Source organism: Bauldia sp., from assembly GCA_037200845.1.
Taxonomy (GTDB): Bacteria; Pseudomonadota; Alphaproteobacteria; order Rhizobiales; family Kaistiaceae; genus DASZQY01.
Genome location: JBBCGQ010000001.1, coordinates 2,595,921 through 2,614,353, shown reverse-complemented (window position 1 = coordinate 2,614,353; position 18,433 = coordinate 2,595,921). Strand labels below are relative to the sequence as shown.

Sequence of the window (18,433 nt, the reverse complement as noted above, 5' to 3'; positions counted from 1 at the left end):
ATTCGCCGAAATTGTAGGCGTGCCGGGGAGGGTTGCAAGGCGGGGCCGCGGTCAACTATTGCGTTCCCGCGAACTTTTCTTTCCATATGGCGCAGGAAAGCTGAACGGCTCGCCCCGCGCCCGGTAAGCCGACAGCGCATAGATAGGCAGAGAGGCCCTGCATTGAAAGCCCGGCTGGACACCATCGACTGGAAGATCCTGCGCGAGCTGCAGGCCGACGGCCGCATGACCAACGTCGAACTGGCGCGCCGCGTCGGCATATCGGCGCCGCCGTGCCTGCGTCGCGTCCGGGCGCTCGAGGAGGCCGGGATCGTGCGCGGCTACCGGGCGCTGCTCGATGAAAAAAGCCTCGGGTTCGACCTCACCGCGTTCGTGTTCATCGGCCTCGCCAGCCAGGCGGAGGCCGATCTTGTCGCCTTCGAGGACAAGATCCGCTCCTGGCAGATCGTGCGCGAATGCCACCTCGCCTCGGGCGAGATCGATTTCGTGCTGAAGTGCGTCGCGCCGGACCTGCCTTCCTTCCAGAACTTCGTGATCGAGGAACTGACCAAGACGCCCAATGTCGACAGCGTCCGCACCGCTCTGGTATTGCGGCGCATCAAGGACGAGCCGGCGGTGCCGGTGGCGTGATACAGGGTTCGTGTATACGTTGCCCGAAACATCATCGCGGGTATCGCTTGTGTCGTTGCTCTGGCCTCCCTCTCTCTGGCGTCTCACGCGCGAGTCCGACCCGCTGAGGCTTCTCGCTGAGCTGACTGCAGATGAGAAACCGTTCCGAACTCTCGTTCACGTTGGCGCGCATCTCGCCCAGGAGCGCCAGAGATACGAGGATATGGGGTACCGCGACGTCCTTTGGATCGAGGGATCGCCCGCTGTCTATGCGCGGTTATCGGAGATTCTGGGCGCCGAGGCCGCGAATGCCACGTGCAGGCAGCGTGCCGTGTGCGCGCTCGTCAGCGACCGCGAAGGGGAAGAGGCAGAACTCCGCCAGACTAGCAACGACGGCATGTCGAGCTCGCTCTTCCCGCTAGGTTCGCGGCACCGGTCGAGTTTCCGTGGTGTCACCGAGACCGGCACGCGGGAGAAAGCGCGAACGCGCACATTGGATAGTATAGCGCAGGAGTATGGCCTGCTCGGTGCCATCGACACTTTGATCGTGGATGTGCAGGGCGCCGAACTGCTGGCGCTTAAGGGGGCTGAGCAGGTTCTTAAAAGCGCGCGCGCGGTCATCTCGGAGGTGTCGCGCGGCCGCTTCTATCAGGGTGGAGCCCAATTTGGCGATGTGCGAAAATTCCTGAAGAAGCGGGGATTTGTGCCGATGTCGCGGCCACCGCGGCATGGCGACGTGCTGTTTCTCCCGCCTCGCTAGAGGCGCTGCCAGCGATCCGGTACAAGCGTTGAAGCATCCAGCGTCGGGCTGAGAAACCACTGCTTGGGCGCGATGACGTGCTTGTCGGCGGCGGGGTTAAGCCATGCGCCCCACCACGAGAAGCTGCTGTTGGCCGTGATGTGGTGCCGGCATTCGGACATCAGCGCGAGATGCTCGACGGCGGGGCCATCACTGTCAACGAACTCGGTCGGGTAGGGGAGCTTCAGGTTTGCCTTTGCCCACTCCGGCTCGTCCGAGAAGACAAAAAATCTCAACGGTTCACGTAGCCGCTCGTGCATGGCGTCCGCGGCGGCGAGATAGTAGTTCAGGTCGAGCGCGCCAAACACGCGGTTGGTTTCCGGGTTCGAAACATAGTCGCCACGACGAATGTGCAGCGACACGGCAAGGCCCTTGCGAATGCGCGCCCGCCATTCGACGTTTGCCGGTTGCAGGGGGCGCTGCAACGTCAGGTCCGCCCGGATCGCGGACGCGGCGTCTTCGAAATAGCGCTCGCTCTGGAAGTACCCTTCCAGATACGTGTCGGCGGGCAGCGAAAGCACCCGACTGTCAAATCGCAAGCTTTCCTCGCGGAAGACCACCGGCTTGGACCGCAGTGCGATCCAAAGCGCGCGCCGCATCCGGTGGCGTTTTCTGGGCGGCAGCGACCGTCGGTCGATCGGGGCGGTGGGGAGTTCGTAATTTGCCAGCTCAAGTTCGCGCGGGCGGGCCTTGCGAAAGTAGCGGGTATCGATACCGACCGTCGTACCGCGGCGAAGGGCCAACGCGCGCGCGGCCGCATACTGGAAGAGCTGGTTGCCGAGACCGCCCAGGACATGCACGACAATCACGTATCAGCTCCCGTTTTGCCCGGCTTGCACCCGCATCTGCTCAGTCCCGCGTCTCTAATAGGGCTTGAGGAGGCGACAGGCCACCCACGCGCCGTGTGCCGTCGCCGGCCTGACGTCCCGTCATGGATATTGTATTGGCTTTGGCCTGTGAGAAGTGCGATTTGAGACCATCATGGACCTCAAAACAACGACCAGTCCGCGGCGCCGTGCCAACATATTCAACACGTTGCAGCGCTTCGTCGAGGCGCCTTCGTCCGGGCGGCCGCTGGAGGTTGCTAATGTCGGGCCGGGGCTGGCGGTCAAGTACTTGGGCCGCCTTTCGGCGATCGACATGCCTGGGTGGGACTTCTTCCGGCGCATAGAGGCTGGGGTGCGGCGCGTGCCAATGCCCGACGCCTTCTACGAAAACTACGAGACCATGGAGTTGGTGGCAGCGCTTCGCAACATCCCGTTCCGGCTGACCCTCATCGACATCAATCCCCGCGTGGTGCGGGTAGCTGCTCAAGGCGTGCGCGGTCACAAGGTGGACACCGTGGTTGCCGATCTCGGCGAGGAGCGATCCGTGCGGCTGGCGCCATACCGCGGCAAGTTCGATCTGGTCGTTGCCTTCGCCGTTGTCGGCCGTGTGCGGGATCGGCTACGGGAAAATGCGCGTGACAACGTGGGCCGGCTCGTGCGTCCGGGCGGTCTGCTGCTTGGTACCGATACCGGCGGCAGCGAGTTTACGCTCGTCGCTCCGGATTCCGCCTTCTATCGCAAGGCGGGCGTGGCTGCGCAGGAGCGGGCCTAGTGGCTGTCGCCAACGTTGTCTGCATCAAGTGGGGTGACAAGTACCCGCCGTACTACGTCAACCGCCTCCATGCCGGCGTTGCGCGTTTCCTCCGGCGGCCGTTCCGCTTTCTATGCTTCACCGAAAGGTCGGAGGGCATCTCGCCCGAGGTCGAGGTTCATCCGCTGCCGGTAGAGCCGTTCGAAGCCGAGATGGCGCGCTTGATGACCGAGCCGAAACGCAAGGGCGCGTGGCGCAAGATCAGCCTGTTCAAGCCGGGTCTCGCTGACATGCAGGGTCCGATCCTCGGCCTCGATATCGATGTCGCCATCACCGGCTCGCTGGACGACCTGTTTGATTTTTCGCCCGGCAAGATGTGCATGCGGGAAGAATGGCGCGAGGCACGGCGCGGCCAGCCGGGCGGCCATGGGTCGGTCTTCCGCTACGATCCCATCCGTCACGGCTATATCTACGAAGAGTTTGCCGCGCATCCGTTCGCGGCCGCGGCGCGCGCCAAATACTCGGAGCAGAAATACACGTCGATGACGACGCAGGCGCATGGCGACTTCGCGTTCTTTCCGCCGCAATGGATCGCGAGTTTCAAGCGCAACGCGATTCCTTGGCCGCCGTTCAACTACTTCCATGAGCCGAAGCTCCCACCAGGGACACGCGTCATGTGCTTTCACGGGAAGCCGAAGATGGAGGAGGCGCTTGAAGGCTACCGAGGCGCATGGTGGCGCTCGACGCTACCGGCGCCGTGGCTTCGGGAGTACTGGGCGCGTGACTAGCGGCGACGCCCGGACCGGGCCCGGTTCTTTGGACGTCACAATGGTGGCGACGCGCCGTCCGCAGCTTGTCGAACTGACCCTGCGATCCTTCCATCTCAACCTGCTTCGCCGGCTCCGGGCGCCGCGCCTGATCATCAACATCGATCCGGCGTGGGGGAGCGAGGAGGACGATCGCGAGGTCGAGCGAATATGCCGCCAGTACTTTGAGGTTGTAGATATCCGCCGGCCTGAGGTGCCTGGTTTCGGCGCTGCCGTCCGATGGACCTGGTCCGAGGTCGCCACGGAATGGTTTCTGCACCTCGAAGACGACTGGCTTCTGGCGTGGCGCATCAATCCTGACCATCTAGCGACTCAGCTCAACGACCTGCGCGTGGGGCAGGTGCAACTTTCCAATGCGAGCCGGCGCCGCCGCTGGCGGTTGACGCCTCATGTCATCGCGACCAGCCCCGGTTTCATCCGGCGCACGTTTGCGGAAATCGCGGTTGACCACATGGATCCGGCTCTCGATCCGGAAAAGCAGTTCTATCAGGGCCACAATCCTGTCGGGGCGGCTGCACTGTCAGCCTACAGGACCCGCTTCTATGGCGGGCCGTTCACGCCGCAACTGATGCGCGACACGGGGCGGATGTGGCGAAAAGTGCGCGGGCTGCGGAAGCGCGTGGTGGAGGGGGCTTCGATCTGGGTAGACGCGGACCGCAAGAAGCCGATGTCCGCTTACAGCGCCAACATGGACCGGATGGAGCGGCGGCTGAATTGGTCGCGGCTGCTGCCTGAAGTGTGACGAGATCAGGCTAACGGGCGAATGCGATGCGCACGCGCCTGCCGAACACCAGCCTACGCGAAAGCGGCTTGCGTAGTGAACGCTTCAGTCGCTGCCGAAATGTTTCGCGGTGCCCTCTTTGGCGGTCGGCATCGACTACGCTGGGCAGACCTATTTGAGCGGCCGTAGCGTCCGCGTGGTCCTGAACAACCAGCGCCGGCAGGGTCTGTAGCAGGCGCGCGCCGAACACCTTCATGGTCGACGGGATCCAAATCGCATCGACGGTGTCCTTGATGCGGCTGTGCCCTTTCGCCAGCGTCTCCGCCATCTCCCGGGCGATAAGGTAGCCGGCGGCGCCCATGTGCGGCGATCTCAAGCGGTGGACAGCAATCGGTCCGACGGACCCAACGGGCCGGCGCGACAGGGCCACCCGGTTACCCATCGTCTCGATCTTGATCAGTGCGTCGGTCGGAAAATCTGCCCTCGCGAAATCCTGGATGAACGATGGCAACGCGGGCGAAAACCGCACGTCGTCCTCAAGTATCAATGACCAGGCATCGCTGGACGCAGCGATCTGCCGCCAGGCTTTGACGTGGCTCAGGAAGATTCCCACTTCGCCCGGCAACCATGGAACGTCGCGGCGGTGCGTGCTTTCGAAGTCCTCTCGCTCTTGAGGATCGAGCAATTTGCCGTCGATGCCCGACAGACGTTCAAACTCTAGTCCGAGGGCGTGTAGCGACGTGGACATATGCGCCAGCCGATCTGGCGAGCGATCGAGATTGATGACGAGTATGCGCATGGATCGTGGACTCGAGTGAAAGCTACGACGGCGCAATCCTGATGCGCCGATGCTTTGAGAAATCGGCGATGATGTCGTAGCGGGTGCCGAAGCGGTCGCTGAGTTCGGTGAAGCTCGGCGAGTCCTTGCGCACGTCGATGATGATTGCGCCGCCGGGGGCGAGCGCCCTCAGTGCTTCATCGAGATATGTCACCAAGTCGTAGTGAAAGCCCCAGGAGAGGAGCGAGAGGATAAGGTCGAATCGAGCAGGCAAGCGCGCGATCGCACCTTGCTCGGCTTCAACCGGGTGAATATTTGCAGCAGGCACTCCGTTGCGCGTCAGCAACTGCTGGGCGAGCGCCAGATCGTTGTAGAACGAGGCGACCTTCTCGTGCCCATAGTGAATGGCCTCGTCGGTACGCGTCTTATCCATCAGGTAGATGTGGGGTGAATTCACGCTGTAATGCGCGAACAGAAACACGTCGATCCCTGCGAGGCCGCAACCGATGTCGAGAATGTTGGCCGCTTTCGGCGGAAGCCAGGTTGCGAGTTCCTGATACTCTGCGCGTATCTCGTCACTGTAGGAGGCCAGAATCTGGTCCGCCGAAAGGAAATACGGCAATAGGCTCCGGTCGAAGAGGCGCTTGCCAAACAGCCGCCTTGCGAGCCTCGCTGCCTTGGGCTGGAGGTGAGTCCGCTGCAACGCGATGTACTTCGCAGTGGTCGGCGGACCCGCTAGGCTGATTGTTGGACTCACTGGAATATTCCCGCTGATCGGGGCCCGGATACGAAGCCGAACGCTGAGTTGTACCTCTAAAGAAGCCCGTGGGAGAGTCCATACGTGGCTACACCTGGTCAAGCGCCGTATCGCATCGTCGTGTTCTTCATGGGCAACGCGAAGCGCCGTCGGGAAACGGTTGCATCGGACGTTGCGCGCGAGGTGGCGCTGATCGAACTGATCTACCGATCTGCGCTGGAGCGCGAAGGGGCGGCCGAGGTTGTCGTGCTGACCGATGAGACAACTGATCTCGGCGCGCTGACGTCATCCTTGCAAATCGTTCGCTACGACCTGCGGGATATTCCGCTGATGCTGGCGCGCCTCACTGCCGAGTCACGCTACGTCAGCGAGCATCCGTTGGATCGGCCGATCGTGCTCGCTGACACCGATATCCTGATCAATCGGTCTATCGCCTCGTTGTTCGCCGACGATTTCGACGTGGCGGTGACCGTCCGGCGGAAGCGGACGATGCCGATCAACTCGGGCGTTCGGCTGATCCATAATCGACGGCCGGAAGTCTCCCGCCGGTTCATGCGCGAGCTGGCCGAGCTGGTAGGTGGTCGTTTCCTGCATGAGGCGAACTGGTGGGCGGACCAGATGGCGCTGAACGCGATGGTATCAATCGACGCTCGCCTCAGGTTGCCCGCCTCGGTCACGCACAACGGCTTCATCGTGCGAGCGCTGCCGGTCGGCGAATACAACTATTCGCCGCCGGCGCACCGCTGGGCCATGATGCTGCCTTATCGGCGCAAGGCGATCCTTCACTTCAAAAGTGCACGGCGGAAGGCGTTGATGCCTGACTTCTTCCGCCGCCACTTCGCGGCGGACTAGCCGAATCTGACGTCCAAAATCTCATACGCCCGCGCGCCGCCCGGGGTGGTCACCTCGACGCTGTCGCCCTTGGACTTGCCGATGAGGGCGCGCGCGATCGGCGAGGAGATCGAGATCTTGCCGAGCTTCACGTCGGCTTCGACGTCGCCGACGATCTGGTACTTCTTCTTCTCATCGGTGTCCTCGTCGACGAGCGTCACCGTCGCGCCGAACTTCACGGTCTTGCCGCTGAGCTTGGACACGTCGATGATTTCGGCGCGCGAAAGCTGATCCTCGATCTCGAGGATGCGGCCTTCGTTGTGGCCGTGGGCTTCCTTGGCGGCGTGATACTCGGCGTTTTCCGACAGGTCGCCATGGCCACGCGCTTCCGCGATGAGCTCGATGATGCGCGGACGCTCTTCGCTCGTCCGGCGCTTCAGCTCCGTCTCCAGCGCTGCATGACCTCCTGCGGTCATCGGGATCTTTTCCATGGCACTACAACCTTTTTCCGTCCGGCCTTCCGAGCGACCACAATACCAAAACGGGCGGGGCCCTCCGGACTGGAGCCCCACCATGGGAACGCGATTACGACTGTGCCGGTGTCTCGAAGCGCCCGGCGAGGCGCGAGATAAGTGTCGTCCCGGCCGGCTGCAAGCATCCGTCATGTCGCCGCTACCTTCAAGCGTCTTGTTACTTTCAAGAAAAAAGCTTTTATATTTCATATAGTTATGTGGTTGGGCGGAATGCCGCTCAAGGGCTACGATGGCGGCGCGCGCTGGGTTATGCGACGCGCCCGCCGGCATGGGGGACTGCATGGGTATTGTTCATTCCGGAGTGCCGCACAGGCTGGCCCTGTGGCTGCGCGACGCCCTACCAGCGGCAGATTTTGTCGAGACCGGAACCAACCTCGGAGGGACCGTCACCTGGGCTGGCCGCAATTTTCAGCATGCGGTTTCCATCGAAGCTGACCGGCGCCTCTACGAGCGGGCGCGCGGCATGCTTGCTTCGTCGCGCAACATCGAACTCCGGTTCGGCCAAAGCCAGGATGAGCTGGTGCCGGTAGTTACTACCGTGCGCGGTCCGGCGGTGATCTGGCTCGACGCACACTGGTCGGGCGAGGGCACGGCGGGCGAAGCTATGGAGTGTCCGCTGCTCCAGGAGATCGACGCCGTTGATGCCGGACAGTTTCAGCACGCGATTCTGATCGACGACGCGCGCCTCTTTCTCAATCCGCCGCCGCCACCGCACAAGGCCGACCAGTGGCCGACCATCGGTGCCGTCGTGGATCGCCTGCGCGCGCGTTTCGCCGACGCGTTCGTCATGGTGTCGGACGACGTCATCGTGCGGGTTCCGGCGGCACTGCGGTCGCCGCTCGAGCAATTTATGGGTCGTGAAAGCCGGCCCGTTCGCGCCATCCGCCGATGGCTGCGCGGTCGCTGAGCGGTCACTTTGCCGGGCTTGCACGCACGAAACCTGGCGGTGCGAGGCAGGCTTGCAGCGGGCCCACATCGCGCGGAGCTGGACGTTCATTAGAGCGACAGAGCGACGACGTTCAGCGCCAGTTCGCGACTCGATCCCGGCCAGCGTCAACTATTCGCCATGTCGGGGCGCTTCCGCCTAAACAGCACGTTGTGCTGAGAGGGAAATTCAAAGTCCCGATCGGTTGGCTGGAAGCCCGCCGCGCGAAGACAAGGTCTCGACGTCTCGCTTCAGCCATTGCCCCTGCCAAACGGATTCTTCCTCGACCTCGATCAACAGGGATTGCACTGTCGGGAGGAACCGCTGGGCCCCGGTCAGAACCTCACGAGCAGCCCCTTCCACGTCGATCCATAACGCTGCGTGGCGATGCGATGAGCCGCGAAAGAATTCGTCCAGGGAAGTACACGGGACGTCGACATGGACATACGAGTGCCCGGTCCCGGATCTGCCGAGTAGCGAACTGCGCTTGTTGGCGCGTTTGCCGTCGCCAAGAACTGTGAAGGTTCGCTGCTCCGAATTGTCGGCCACCGCAGAGAGCACGAATTCGACGTCGCCCTTTTTCAACCCACGCGCCTTGGCAAAGCGCTTGTAGTTGAAGGGGTTCGCCTCGAAGGCGACGATGCGCGATCGCGGCAGCGATCGGCGCATTTGGACGGATGTTGCTGCGTCATAGGCGCCGACCTCAACAAACAGATCCGGCTGCGTCTCGCGCTGTAGGCCAATAAAGGTTTCACGGAGGGCTGCCGCGGACGCCGCGCCAGGTCTTACCTTGCTTCGCCAGAAGAAACGCATACGCCACCTGCGTGCACTAAATACTACCGCAGCGAGCAGCGTAGTGTTTTATTCGTCCTTTCTCAACGAGATTGCCGGTCAGCCACCGCGGCCGACGTATTCCTGCAGCGGGCGCACATCGAGTTCGCCGCGCTTGTACGCTTCGATGCCGAGGGAGGCGGCGACCGCGCCGGCGATGGTCGTGTAGTACGGTACCTTGTGGAGCAGGGCGGCGCGGCGGAGCGACCGGCTGTCCGATACGGCCTGGGCGCCGTCGGTCGTGTTGAAGACGAGCTGCACGTCGCCGTTCTTGATCGCGTCGACGATGTGCGGCCGGCCTTCCAGCACCTTGTTGATGCGCGTGCAGGCGATGCCCTTGTCGGCGAGATATTCTTTCGTGCCGCCGGTGGCGATGATCCTGAAGCCGAGCTTCTCCAGCCGCGCCATCGCCTCGACGATCTTCTTCTTGTCGCTGTCGCGCACCGAGACAAACACCGTGCCGCCCTGCGGCAGCACGGCGCCGGCGCCCATCTGCGACTTGGCGAAGGCGACGGCATAGTCGCGGTCGAGGCCCATGGCCTCGCCGGTCGAGCGCATCTCGGGCCCGAGCAGCGTATCGACGCCGGGGAAGCGGGCGAAGGGGAACACCGCCTCCTTCACCGCAACATGATCGAGCTTCTTCGTTTTCAGATTGAACGAGGCCAACGGCGCTCCGGCCATGACCAGCGCGCCGATCTTGGCGAACGCGGTGCCGACGGTCTTGGCGACGAAGGGCACGGTGCGCGAGGCGCGCGGGTTGACCTCGAGGATGTAGATGTCGCCATCCTTGATGGCGTACTGCACGTTCATCAGCCCGATGACGTTCAGCGCCAGCGCCAGCTCGCGCGACTGCCGCTCGAGCTCGGCGATGATCTCCGGCGACAGCGAGTGCGGCGGCAGCGAGCAGGCCGAGTCGCCCGAGTGGATGCCGGCCTCCTCGATGTGCTCCATGATGCCGCAGACGAAGACGTTCTTGCCGTCGGCGAGCGCGTCGACATCGACCTCGATCGCGTCGGAGAGATACGAGTCGATCAGCACCGGCGACTTGCCGGAAACGACCACGGCTTCCGTTATGTAGCGCTCGAGCTGCACCGTATCGTGGACGATCTCCATGGCGCGGCCGCCGAGCACATACGACGGGCGGATGACGACCGGGAAGCCGATCTCCTCGGCGATCTTGCGGGCTTCCTTGCCGCTCTTGGCGATGCCGTTCCGCGGCTGCTTCAGCTTCAGCTTCTCGATCAGGTGCTGGAAGCGCTCGCGGTCCTCGGCGAGATCGATCATGTCAGGCGAGGTCCCGAGGATCGGCACCTTGGCCTTCTCCAGCGCCTCGGCGAGCTTCAGCGGCGTCTGGCCGCCAAGCTGGACGATGACGCCGTGGAGGGTGCCGCGCGATTGCTCGACGCGCACGATCTCCAGCACGTCCTCGGCGGTCAGCGGCTCGAAATAGAGGCGGTCGGAAGTATCGTAGTCGGTCGACACGGTCTCCGGGTTGCAGTTGATCATGATCGACTCGTAGCCGGCGTCGGCGAGCGCGAAGCAGGCGTGGCAGCAGCAGTAGTCGAACTCGATGCCCTGGCCGATGCGGTTCGGGCCGCCGCCGAGGATGATCACCTTCTTGCGGTCGCTGGGCGCGGCTTCGTCCACGACCGCGCCGGCGAACGGCATCTCGTAGGTCGAGTAGAGATACGCCGTCGGCGAAGCAAATTCCGAAGCCGACGTATCGATGCGCTTGAACACGGGATGTACGCCGGCCTTGCGCCGCAAACTCGCGACGTCGCTTTCGTTCCTGCCGGTGAGATGCGCCAGCCGCGCGTCCGAAAATCCCATCGCCTTCAGCCGGCGAAGCGGCCCGGCCGCCGCCGGCACACCCTTGGCGCGCACCTCGTCCTCGGCCGCGACGATCGCGTCAAGCTGGCGCAGGAACCACGGGTCGATGTGGCAGACGGCGTTGATCTCCTCGACCGTCAGCCCCAGCCGCATGGCCTGCGCACACGCGACGAACCGGTTGGGCGTCGGCTTTCCTAGGGCGGCGCGGATGGCGTTCTTGTCGTCGCCCTGGCCAAGGCCGGGGATGGCGACTTCGTCGAGGCCCGTCAGCCCGGTTTCCAGCCCGCGCAGCGCCTTTTGCAGCGACTCGGCGAACGTGCGGCCGATGGCCATGACCTCGCCGACCGATTTCATCGACGTGGTCAGCGTCGGTTCGGCGCCCGGGAATTTTTCGAAGGCGAAGCGCGGGATCTTGGTGACGACGTAGTCGATGGTCGGCTCGAAGCTCGCCGGCGTGGCGCCGCCGGTGATATCGTTGTCCAGTTCGTCGAGCGTGTAGCCGACGGCAAGCTTGGCCGCGACCTTGGCGATCGGGAAGCCGGTCGCCTTCGACGCCAGCGCCGAGCTCCGTGAGACGCGCGGGTTCATCTCGATGACGATCAGCCGGCCGTCGGCCGGATTGACGGCGAACTGCACGTTGGAGCCGCCGGTTTCGACGCCGATCTCGCGCAGCACCGCGATCGAGGCGTCGCGCATGATCTGGAATTCCTTGTCGGTCAGCGTCAGGGCGGGGGCGACGGTGATCGAGTCGCCGGTGTGGATGCCCATCGGATCGATGTTCTCGATCGAGCAGACGATGATGCAGTTGTCCTTCCTGTCGCGGACGACCTCCATCTCGAATTCTTTCCAGCCGAGCACCGACTCCTCGATCAGGATCTCGTCGGTCGGCGAAGCATCGAGCCCGCGCTCGACGATCTCGAGAAATTCTTCCCGGTTATAAGCGATACCACCGCCGGTGCCGCCGAGCGTGAAGCTCGGCCGGATGATGCAAGGCAGCCCGATCACCTCCAGCGCGTTCAGCGCATCGCCGAGCTTGTGGGCGAGCACGGAGCGCGGCGTCTCCAGCCCGATCTTCTTCATCGCCTCGCGGAAGAGCTCGCGGTCCTCGGCCTTGTCGATGGCGTCGGCGGTCGCGCCGATCATCTCGACATTGTACTTTTCGAGCACGCCCATCTTGCGGAGCGACAGCGCGGTGTTCAGCGCCGTCTGCCCGCCCATGGTCGGCAGCAGCGCATCCGGCCGCTCGCGCGCGATGATCTTCTCCACGATCTCCGGCGTGATCGGTTCGATGTAGGTGGCGTCGGCGAGGTCCGGATCGGTCATGATCGTCGCCGGATTGGAATTGACGAGGATGACGCGATAGCCCTCGTCCTTCAGCGCCTTGATCGCCTGCGTGCCGGAATAATCGAACTCGCACGCCTGGCCGATGACGATCGGCCCGGCGCCGATGACGAGGATGGATTTTATATCGGTGCGCTTCGGCATAGGGCTCGCGAACAAAGCCCCGGCGCGGCGGTCCGGCCGGGGCGAATCCAGAGTTTCAGGCTAGGCCGGGCTTATAGGGGAAAGGGGCGGGGGGCGGAACCCCCGGGACGGCGACGAGAGCCGAGGTTCGGGATCGACCCGCACCAGACCTCGCTCGGCTACGCTGTGCAACAACGACAGCCCCGAGGAATCCCCCGGGGCTGCCGAACCTTTTCGACCGGTGCGGAGCTACCTAAGACCCGAGCGCCGCAATGAAATCCTGGGCACTGGTGAGGACGAGGTTGGCGACGCGGTCGGCATCGTCTTCAAGGTTCTTGTAGTTTTTCACGTAGGCACTGGCGAACTCGTCGATGCCCATGTTGGAATATTGCACCGTATGCTGAACTTCATGGGCCCAGAAGAAGAGATCCCCCTTGGCGCCGGGCGTGTTTTTGAAAACGATGATGTTGTCGATAGTCACGGCGTGATTGGTGGTCGTGGCTTCGCCGAGCTTGTCCTGCAGGAGATTGATCAGGCCGGCTATGTTGCCCGCGTTGTCATCAACAATGTAGCGGACTCGGTCGAGCTGCTCGCGGCTGAAATGACCACCAATCTCAAGAAGCACGCGAACTTGGGGCGGGAGCGGCTTGGCCAGAGGCTCATAGTACGTTTTCGCCTGGCGGAGCATCGCGTCGAGAGGCACGGCCACGATGTCCTCGGCGCCGATTGCTTCGCCCTCGCTGGCCCCGATCGCCTTGTCTACCAAAACGCCGGGAAGCTGGTTCGCCACCTGCGTGGGCATGTGCATGACCACAACGACCGACGCTGCGCCGGTGCCGAGCACGTCACCAACCGTGCCAATCGCAGCGTTCTCGATCCCAGCGGTGAGCGTTGGGATGGAAGCGGCGGCGCGGAGCCCTTCCTTCGCCTGGTCAACGAGATCGTCGAGCGCATCTTGCGTGCTCTTTCCTTCGAGCAGGACTTTGCCTACCTCGTTGAGCGGCGCCGCTGCAGTCTTGCCGATCGTCTTCAGCGTTGTCGGTATCTTCTGCAGGGGCGGAGTCACCACATCCGAGACGTTGTGGCACGTCTTGTGGGCGAGCTTACCAAAGACGTTGAAGACCTGATCGCAAATGACGCCTGCGTGCCCGGGAGCGGACGCAGTGACGACGGCGGAGAAGGTCACGGCGAGAAGAAGCTTGCTTGAGGTTTTCATGGCAGTTCCTTTTCAGCGTTTGGCCTGTCCGTCGGCGCTGGTGGGCGCTTGGGACGTTGAGGTACCGACTTGAGCTGGTCTCGTCGGGCCGCTGCTTGATCAGCGACGACTGCTTTTGCCAAACCCGGAAAGTGCAATCGAACCAACTGACGGAACGCCATCGGCGTGCGCGTCCCCATCCGGCGTTAAGAATCCGTTAACCATGTTGCACCGGTAGGTTGTGGGGAATAGAAGGGAGAAATGGGGAACTGATCGGGAAGTTTCTGGGGGAGCGCCGTGAGCACCATTCCGACCGAGGTTGCTTCGCAGATCACAGCGGCCATCAACCGCGCGATCATGATGAAGGGCATCACTCAGCTCATGATCGCCCACGACACGGGCTACGATCCCAAGACAATCCGCAAGATGATTAACGGCCAGAGCGTCCACCCGCAAACGATCATCGACACTTGCGAATACCTGGGTGTCGATTTCGAATCGTTCTTCGAGCAGAAGAGTGACGCGCGCGTCGCGGACGACGAGTACGGCGCCTATAACTATGCGTCGGTCCAGGAATATCTCGGGGATTATTATCTCTATCGCCGCAAGTTCGACCCGCACATGACGTGCGTCTGTTCAGCGGTGAAGATTTTCTGGTCCGACGTCGTTAATGCCCTTGCCTTCCATCACGACAACAAGTCGTCCGACGCCTCCGGGGCGACGATCGATCACAGTCAAGCCGGGCTCATCCACATCAGCCCGATGATTGGGTTGATCCACATGGTCACCATAGCCAAAGGCGCGGTGCGGTTGATCACACTCCATCGCATGCGCTTCCCCGAGAATTTCCTTTATGGCGTGCTGCTCACACAGTCGGACGAGAAGCTTTATTGGAAGCCGTCGGTCTCGCCCGTCGTGATGGAGAAAGTCGCCGTCGGCGGAATTCCTTCAGCATCCGCGTTTGGAGTGGTGGCGGAGAAGAGCGAGCGCTACGCCGGCATTGCCAATCGGCTCGCGCTTGCGGAGAAGCAGTTCGTGAATTTTGCGGTTCACGCGGCGCCTTAGCGCTCAGCGACTGGCCCCGACGGTTACTCCGCCGGCGCCACCGCCAGCCGCGGCACGCTGCGCCGCGACCAGAACAGCACCGCCAGCGCGATCAGCGCCGACGTCGCGCCAACGAGGCCGAGGTCGGTCAGCGGGATCGCGGTCTGGACGAAGGAGCCCAGCGCCGCGCCGCCGGCCTGGCCGAAGAACAGCGCCGACGAGTTGAGCGACAGCACGACCACTGGGGCAGCCGGCGCGACTTCGATCAGGCGCGAGGATTGCGCCGGGTAGAAGGCCCAGCCGGCGGCGCCCCACACGACCATCAGCGCCAGCACGACCACCGTCGCGGCGGTGCCGGAGGCGAAGGTCGCGGTGACGGCGATGGCGGCGAGCGAGGCGGCAAGCGTGCCCAGCGCGACGGCCAGTGTGCGCGCCGAGCCGATGCGGTCGACGATGACGCCGCCGTAGGCGTTGCCGGCGGCGGAGGCCGCGCCGAACAGGAAGAAGGCGCCGCTCACCTGCCAGCCGGTGACGCCGACGTGGGCGAGCAGCGGGGCGACGAAGGTGAACACCGTGAAGGTCGCCATCGCCCAGAAGAGGGTGACCAGAAGCGTCTTCAGCACCAGCGGCTCGGAGGCGAGCGCCAGGCGTTGGCGGAGCGAGACGGCGCCGACCGGCAGCTTGCCGGGCATGAAGACGGCGAGGCCCAGCGAGGCGACGAGGCTGACGACGGCGACCACGGCGAAGGGCACGCGCCACGACGTCTGCGTCGCGATCAGCGTGCCGATCGGGGCGCCGAGCGCGACGGCGACGGTCATGCCGCCGATGACGGTGGCGATGGCGCGGCCGCGCATCTCGGGCGGCACCATCTGCACGGCAACGGCGTTGGCGGTCGGGATGAACAGGCCGGCGGACAGGCCGAGGAGCACGCGCGCCGCCATCAGCAGGGCGAAGCTCGACGAGAAGGCGGCGAGCGCGTTGGCAATGGCGAAGGCAACCAGCGCGCCGACCAGCATGGGCTTGCGCGGTGCGCGACCGAAGGCGGTGGCGAGCACCGGCGAGCCGATGGCGTAGGTGAGGGCGTAGGCGGTGACGAGCTGGCCGCCGGCGGCGAGCGTCGTGCCAAGGTCGGTGGTGATCTGCGGCAGGACGCCGGCGACGATGAAGCCTTCCGCGCCGATGACGAAGGTGCCGACGGAGAGCCAGAGGAGACGGGCGAGCATGGGAAACCCCGGGGTTCAAGGCTTAGTTCAACGATCCTTGAACAATAGGCCTATGCTGCACCGCATTCAACGGCGAAGTTCAAAAATATTCGTACTATTGAAATTACCTGCGATTACAGCTATTTGCAACCCATGCGAACCCTGCCTCATCCGAACACCAACGAAATCGAGCTGGCCCGCGTGCTGGAAGCCTTGAGCGATCCGACGCGGCTGGCGGTGGTCGCCTTCCTGGCGCTTGGCGACGGCGAGCCGTTCGAGACGCGTTGCGGCGATTTCCAGGCCTTCGGCTCCAAGACGAACCTCACCTATCATCTCGCCAAGCTGCGCGAGGCGGGCGTCACGCAGACGCGCATTGCCGGCACCTCGCGCTACATCTCGCTCCGCCGCGCCGATCTTGAGGCGCGCTTCCCCGGCGTGCTCGACACGCTGATCACGGCCGCCCTGTCGGAGCCGGAGCGCGCCGCGCTGGTGCGCGCCGCGCAGGCCGAAGCGGCGAGCCTCGCCGCCGCGTCCTAACGCCGGCGGCTCTTCGGCTTGCCGTCGTATTCCTCGACGCCGATCGAGAGCGCATAGCAGGCGAGTTCCACCGCCTTCGGAATCTCGATCTTCTTCCCGTCGCGGGCGCCGTGCTCGTAGTACTGGATGACGCGCTTCTTCAGCCCCAGCTTGTCCGCCGCTTCTTTCTGCTTCAGGCCCATCGCCTTCCGCCACGCCTTGAACGCCGCCGGGGTCATTGCCGTGCCGGCTTGGTGCCGAGTGCCACGAACGACGCCGGCTTCGCTTCCGCGGCGCCGCCGACGCCGGCGGCATTCAGCGCGGGGTAGGCGACCGAGGCGATGTGCGAATGGATGCGCTTCAGGTCGCGCAGGATGTCGAGGTGCAGCGACGTCGTCTCCATCGACTCGCGCCGGCCTTCGCGCAGCCGCTCGATGTGATGCTCGGCGGCGGCGAGCTCGGCGTTGCGCAGTTCCGTCTTCTCCGCGATCAGCTTGCGCGCCTCGACCGGATCGCCCGACATGAAGACGCCGAGCGCGATCCTGAGACTCTCCAGGATGCGGCGATGGAAGGCGGCGAGTTCCGCCGCGCCCTCGGCCGAGAACTGCAGCTTGCGCTTGATCTTCTTCGCCGCGAGCTCCGACAGGTTCTTGTCGATGATGTCGCCGGCGTGCTCGAGGTTGATCGAGAAGGAGATGATCTCGGTGGCGCGCCGCGCCTCGCGCTCGTCGAGCGAACCGCGCGTCAGCTTGGTGACGTAGAGCTTGATCGCCTCGTCGAGCTTGTCGACGGTGTCGTCCATGCGGCTCACCTCGGCGACCAGTGCGCGGTTGCCGGTGAGGATCGCGGTCATGATCTTCTGCAGCATCGTTTCGACGACGTCGCCCATGTGCAGCGTCTCGCGCGCCGCGTCGGCAAGCGCCAGCGACGGCGTGTCGAGCGCGCTTTCGTCGAGGTAGCGCGGCGCCGAAGGGTCGGCGGCCTTCTGCCGTGCCGGGAAGAGGCGCACCAGCAGCGCGGCGAACGGATCGAGCAGGCCGATGAACAGCACGGTGAGCGCCAGGTTGAAGGCGATGTGGAAGAACGCCGTCATGCGTGCCGCGTCGGGCGCGAAGGCGGTGAACGCGTGCGTAATCGGGCCGAGGAACGGCAGCACCAGGACAATGCCGACGAGGCGGTTGAGCAGGTTGCCGACCGGCAGGCGGTAGCTCGCCGGGTCGTCGCGCCTGGCGCCTTCCAGTATCGGATTGATCGCCGAGCCGAGGTTGGCGCCAAGCACCATCGCCAGCGCCGCGTCGGGCGTCACGAAATGCGAAAACGCCAGCGACATGATCAGCAGCACCGCGGCGACGCTCGAATGCGCCGCCCAGGTGAAGATCGCGGCGACCAGTATCGCCATGATCGGGTCGCCGGTGATCGCGTCGAGCAGCACGCGGACGCTCGGCGCGCTCTCGGCCGGCGCCAGCCGGTCGATGATGATGTGCAGCGCCAGCAGCACGAGGCCGAAGCCGATGGCGATGCGGCCGATGTCGCGCACGCGCGTGCCTTCGCCGGCGCGGAAGGCGACGAGGCCGATGACGAACAGCACCGGCGCGATCGCCGCGACGTTGAAGGCGAGAAGCTGGACGATCAGTGTCGTGCCGACATTGGCACCGAGCATGATCGCCAGCGCCGGCACCAGCGCCACCATGCCCTGCGCCGCGAACGACGCGGTCATCAGGCCGGTTGCGGTCGACGACTGGAGGAGGGCGGTCAGCCCGAGGCCGGCGGCGAACGCCGAGAAGCGGTTGCCGAGCGCCTTCGCCAGGAAGTAGCGCAGATCGGAGCCGAAGGCGCGCAGTATGCCGGACTGCACCATGTGCAGCCCCCAGAGCAGCAGCGCGACGCCGCCCATGAGGTCGAGGAGGACGAGGGTGCCCATGTCAGCCGGCCGCCATGCTTGAAAGGCGAGGGCGCCGCGAGGGGCAGGGAAGGCTGGGCAAGTCTCTCGTCC

The 18,433-nt window shown here is 64.3% G+C and carries 19 protein-coding genes; 9 read left to right on the top strand and 10 right to left on the bottom strand.

The annotated features are described in order from the left end of the window. Positions 1–162: 162 nt before the first annotated feature. Positions 163–630, top strand: a complete 468-nt coding sequence (locus tag WDM94_12965) for an Lrp/AsnC family transcriptional regulator (GenBank protein ID MEJ0013504.1) — start codon at positions 163–165, stop codon at positions 628–630. Further along, a complete protein-coding gene (locus WDM94_12960; protein MEJ0013503.1) occupies positions 560–1,369 on the top strand; it encodes an FkbM family methyltransferase in 810 nt (269 codons plus the stop codon). Before WDM94_12965 ends, WDM94_12960 begins: the two co-directional genes overlap by 71 nt. Here the strand turns inward: WDM94_12960 and WDM94_12955 are convergent. Further along, positions 1,366–2,217, bottom strand: coding sequence for an alpha-1,2-fucosyltransferase (locus tag WDM94_12955; protein MEJ0013502.1), 852 nt, complete (start codon positions 2,215–2,217; stop codon positions 1,366–1,368). The two genes, WDM94_12960 and WDM94_12955, sit on opposite strands and share 4 nt — an antisense overlap. 172 nt (positions 2,218–2,389) lie before the next feature. Between WDM94_12955 and WDM94_12950 the strand changes: the two genes are divergently transcribed. The 3 genes from WDM94_12950 to WDM94_12940 are packed head-to-tail and all read left to right on the top strand — an operon-like array spanning position 2,390 to position 4,555. Beyond that, complete coding sequence (locus tag WDM94_12950; GenBank protein ID MEJ0013501.1) at positions 2,390–3,007, top strand: class I SAM-dependent methyltransferase; 618 nt, start codon at positions 2,390–2,392, stop codon at positions 3,005–3,007. Beyond that, positions 3,007–3,774, top strand: a complete 768-nt coding sequence (locus tag WDM94_12945; GenBank protein ID MEJ0013500.1) for a hypothetical protein — start codon at positions 3,007–3,009, stop codon at positions 3,772–3,774. Before WDM94_12950 ends, WDM94_12945 begins: the two co-directional genes overlap by 1 nt. Before the next feature lie 40 nt (positions 3,775–3,814). Next, a complete protein-coding gene (locus WDM94_12940) occupies positions 3,815–4,555 on the top strand; it encodes a hypothetical protein (GenBank protein ID MEJ0013499.1) in 741 nt (246 codons plus the stop codon). Between the two features lie 10 nt (positions 4,556–4,565). On the opposite strand, the gene WDM94_12935 is transcribed toward WDM94_12940, so the two are convergent. Further along, positions 4,566–5,333 (bottom strand): glycosyltransferase family 25 protein, encoded by a 768-nt coding sequence (locus tag WDM94_12935; GenBank protein MEJ0013498.1) that lies wholly within the window; start codon positions 5,331–5,333, stop codon positions 4,566–4,568. A gap of 22 nt (positions 5,334–5,355) precedes the next feature. After that, on the bottom strand, positions 5,356–6,069 hold the full coding sequence (locus WDM94_12930; GenBank protein MEJ0013497.1) for a class I SAM-dependent methyltransferase: 714 nt from the start codon (positions 6,067–6,069) through the stop codon (positions 5,356–5,358). Between the two features lie 120 nt (positions 6,070–6,189). Between WDM94_12930 and WDM94_12925 the strand changes: the two genes are divergently transcribed. Then, on the top strand, positions 6,190–6,921 hold the full coding sequence (locus WDM94_12925) for a hypothetical protein (protein ID MEJ0013496.1): 732 nt from the start codon (positions 6,190–6,192) through the stop codon (positions 6,919–6,921). Here WDM94_12925 and greA read toward each other — a convergent pair. Beyond that, positions 6,918–7,391 carry a transcription elongation factor GreA gene (gene greA / locus WDM94_12920; GenBank protein MEJ0013495.1) on the bottom strand — a complete coding sequence of 158 codons (474 nt, stop codon included), beginning with the start codon at positions 7,389–7,391 and terminating at the stop codon, positions 6,918–6,920. The two genes, WDM94_12925 and greA, sit on opposite strands and share 4 nt — an antisense overlap. 322 nt (positions 7,392–7,713) lie before the next feature. On the opposite strand from greA, the gene WDM94_12915 reads away from it, so the two are divergent. Further along, the gene (locus WDM94_12915) at positions 7,714–8,340 is read left to right on the top strand and encodes a hypothetical protein (GenBank protein MEJ0013494.1); all 627 of its coding nucleotides are present in this window, start codon (positions 7,714–7,716) and stop codon (positions 8,338–8,340) included. A gap of 207 nt (positions 8,341–8,547) precedes the next feature. Here WDM94_12915 and WDM94_12910 read toward each other — a convergent pair whose 3' ends face one another. From WDM94_12910 to WDM94_12900, 3 genes are all read right to left on the bottom strand, one after another. Continuing rightward, a complete protein-coding gene (locus tag WDM94_12910; protein ID MEJ0013493.1) occupies positions 8,548–9,171 on the bottom strand; it encodes an FkbM family methyltransferase in 624 nt (207 codons plus the stop codon). Between the two features lie 78 nt (positions 9,172–9,249). Continuing rightward, positions 9,250–12,504: a carbamoyl-phosphate synthase large subunit gene (gene carB / locus WDM94_12905; GenBank protein ID MEJ0013492.1), complete on the bottom strand. Its 3,255-nt coding sequence runs from the start codon at positions 12,502–12,504 to the stop codon at positions 9,250–9,252. A gap of 232 nt (positions 12,505–12,736) precedes the next feature. Continuing rightward, positions 12,737–13,699, bottom strand: a complete 963-nt coding sequence (locus tag WDM94_12900; protein ID MEJ0013491.1) for a hypothetical protein — start codon at positions 13,697–13,699, stop codon at positions 12,737–12,739. A gap of 276 nt (positions 13,700–13,975) precedes the next feature. Between WDM94_12900 and WDM94_12895 the strand changes: the two genes are divergently transcribed. Beyond that, positions 13,976–14,743: a helix-turn-helix transcriptional regulator gene (locus tag WDM94_12895; GenBank protein MEJ0013490.1), complete on the top strand. Its 768-nt coding sequence runs from the start codon at positions 13,976–13,978 to the stop codon at positions 14,741–14,743. 23 nt (positions 14,744–14,766) lie between these two features. Here WDM94_12895 and WDM94_12890 read toward each other — a convergent pair whose 3' ends face one another. Next, positions 14,767–15,945 (bottom strand): MFS transporter, encoded by a 1,179-nt coding sequence (locus WDM94_12890; protein MEJ0013489.1) that lies wholly within the window; start codon positions 15,943–15,945, stop codon positions 14,767–14,769. Between the two features lie 132 nt (positions 15,946–16,077). On the opposite strand from WDM94_12890, the gene WDM94_12885 reads away from it, so the two are divergent. After that, a complete protein-coding gene (locus WDM94_12885) occupies positions 16,078–16,461 on the top strand; it encodes a helix-turn-helix transcriptional regulator (protein MEJ0013488.1) in 384 nt (127 codons plus the stop codon). Here WDM94_12885 and WDM94_12880 read toward each other — a convergent pair. Both WDM94_12880 and WDM94_12875 read right to left on the bottom strand, forming a co-directional pair. Next, the gene (locus WDM94_12880) at positions 16,458–16,679 is read right to left on the bottom strand and encodes a helix-turn-helix transcriptional regulator (GenBank protein MEJ0013487.1); all 222 of its coding nucleotides are present in this window, start codon (positions 16,677–16,679) and stop codon (positions 16,458–16,460) included. The genes WDM94_12885 and WDM94_12880 overlap by 4 nt on opposite strands. After that, entirely contained in the window at positions 16,676–18,361 is a 1,686-nt protein-coding gene (locus tag WDM94_12875; protein ID MEJ0013486.1) for a Na/Pi cotransporter family protein, read from the bottom strand. Before WDM94_12875 ends, WDM94_12880 begins: the two co-directional genes overlap by 4 nt. Positions 18,362–18,433: the final 72 nt, after the last annotated feature.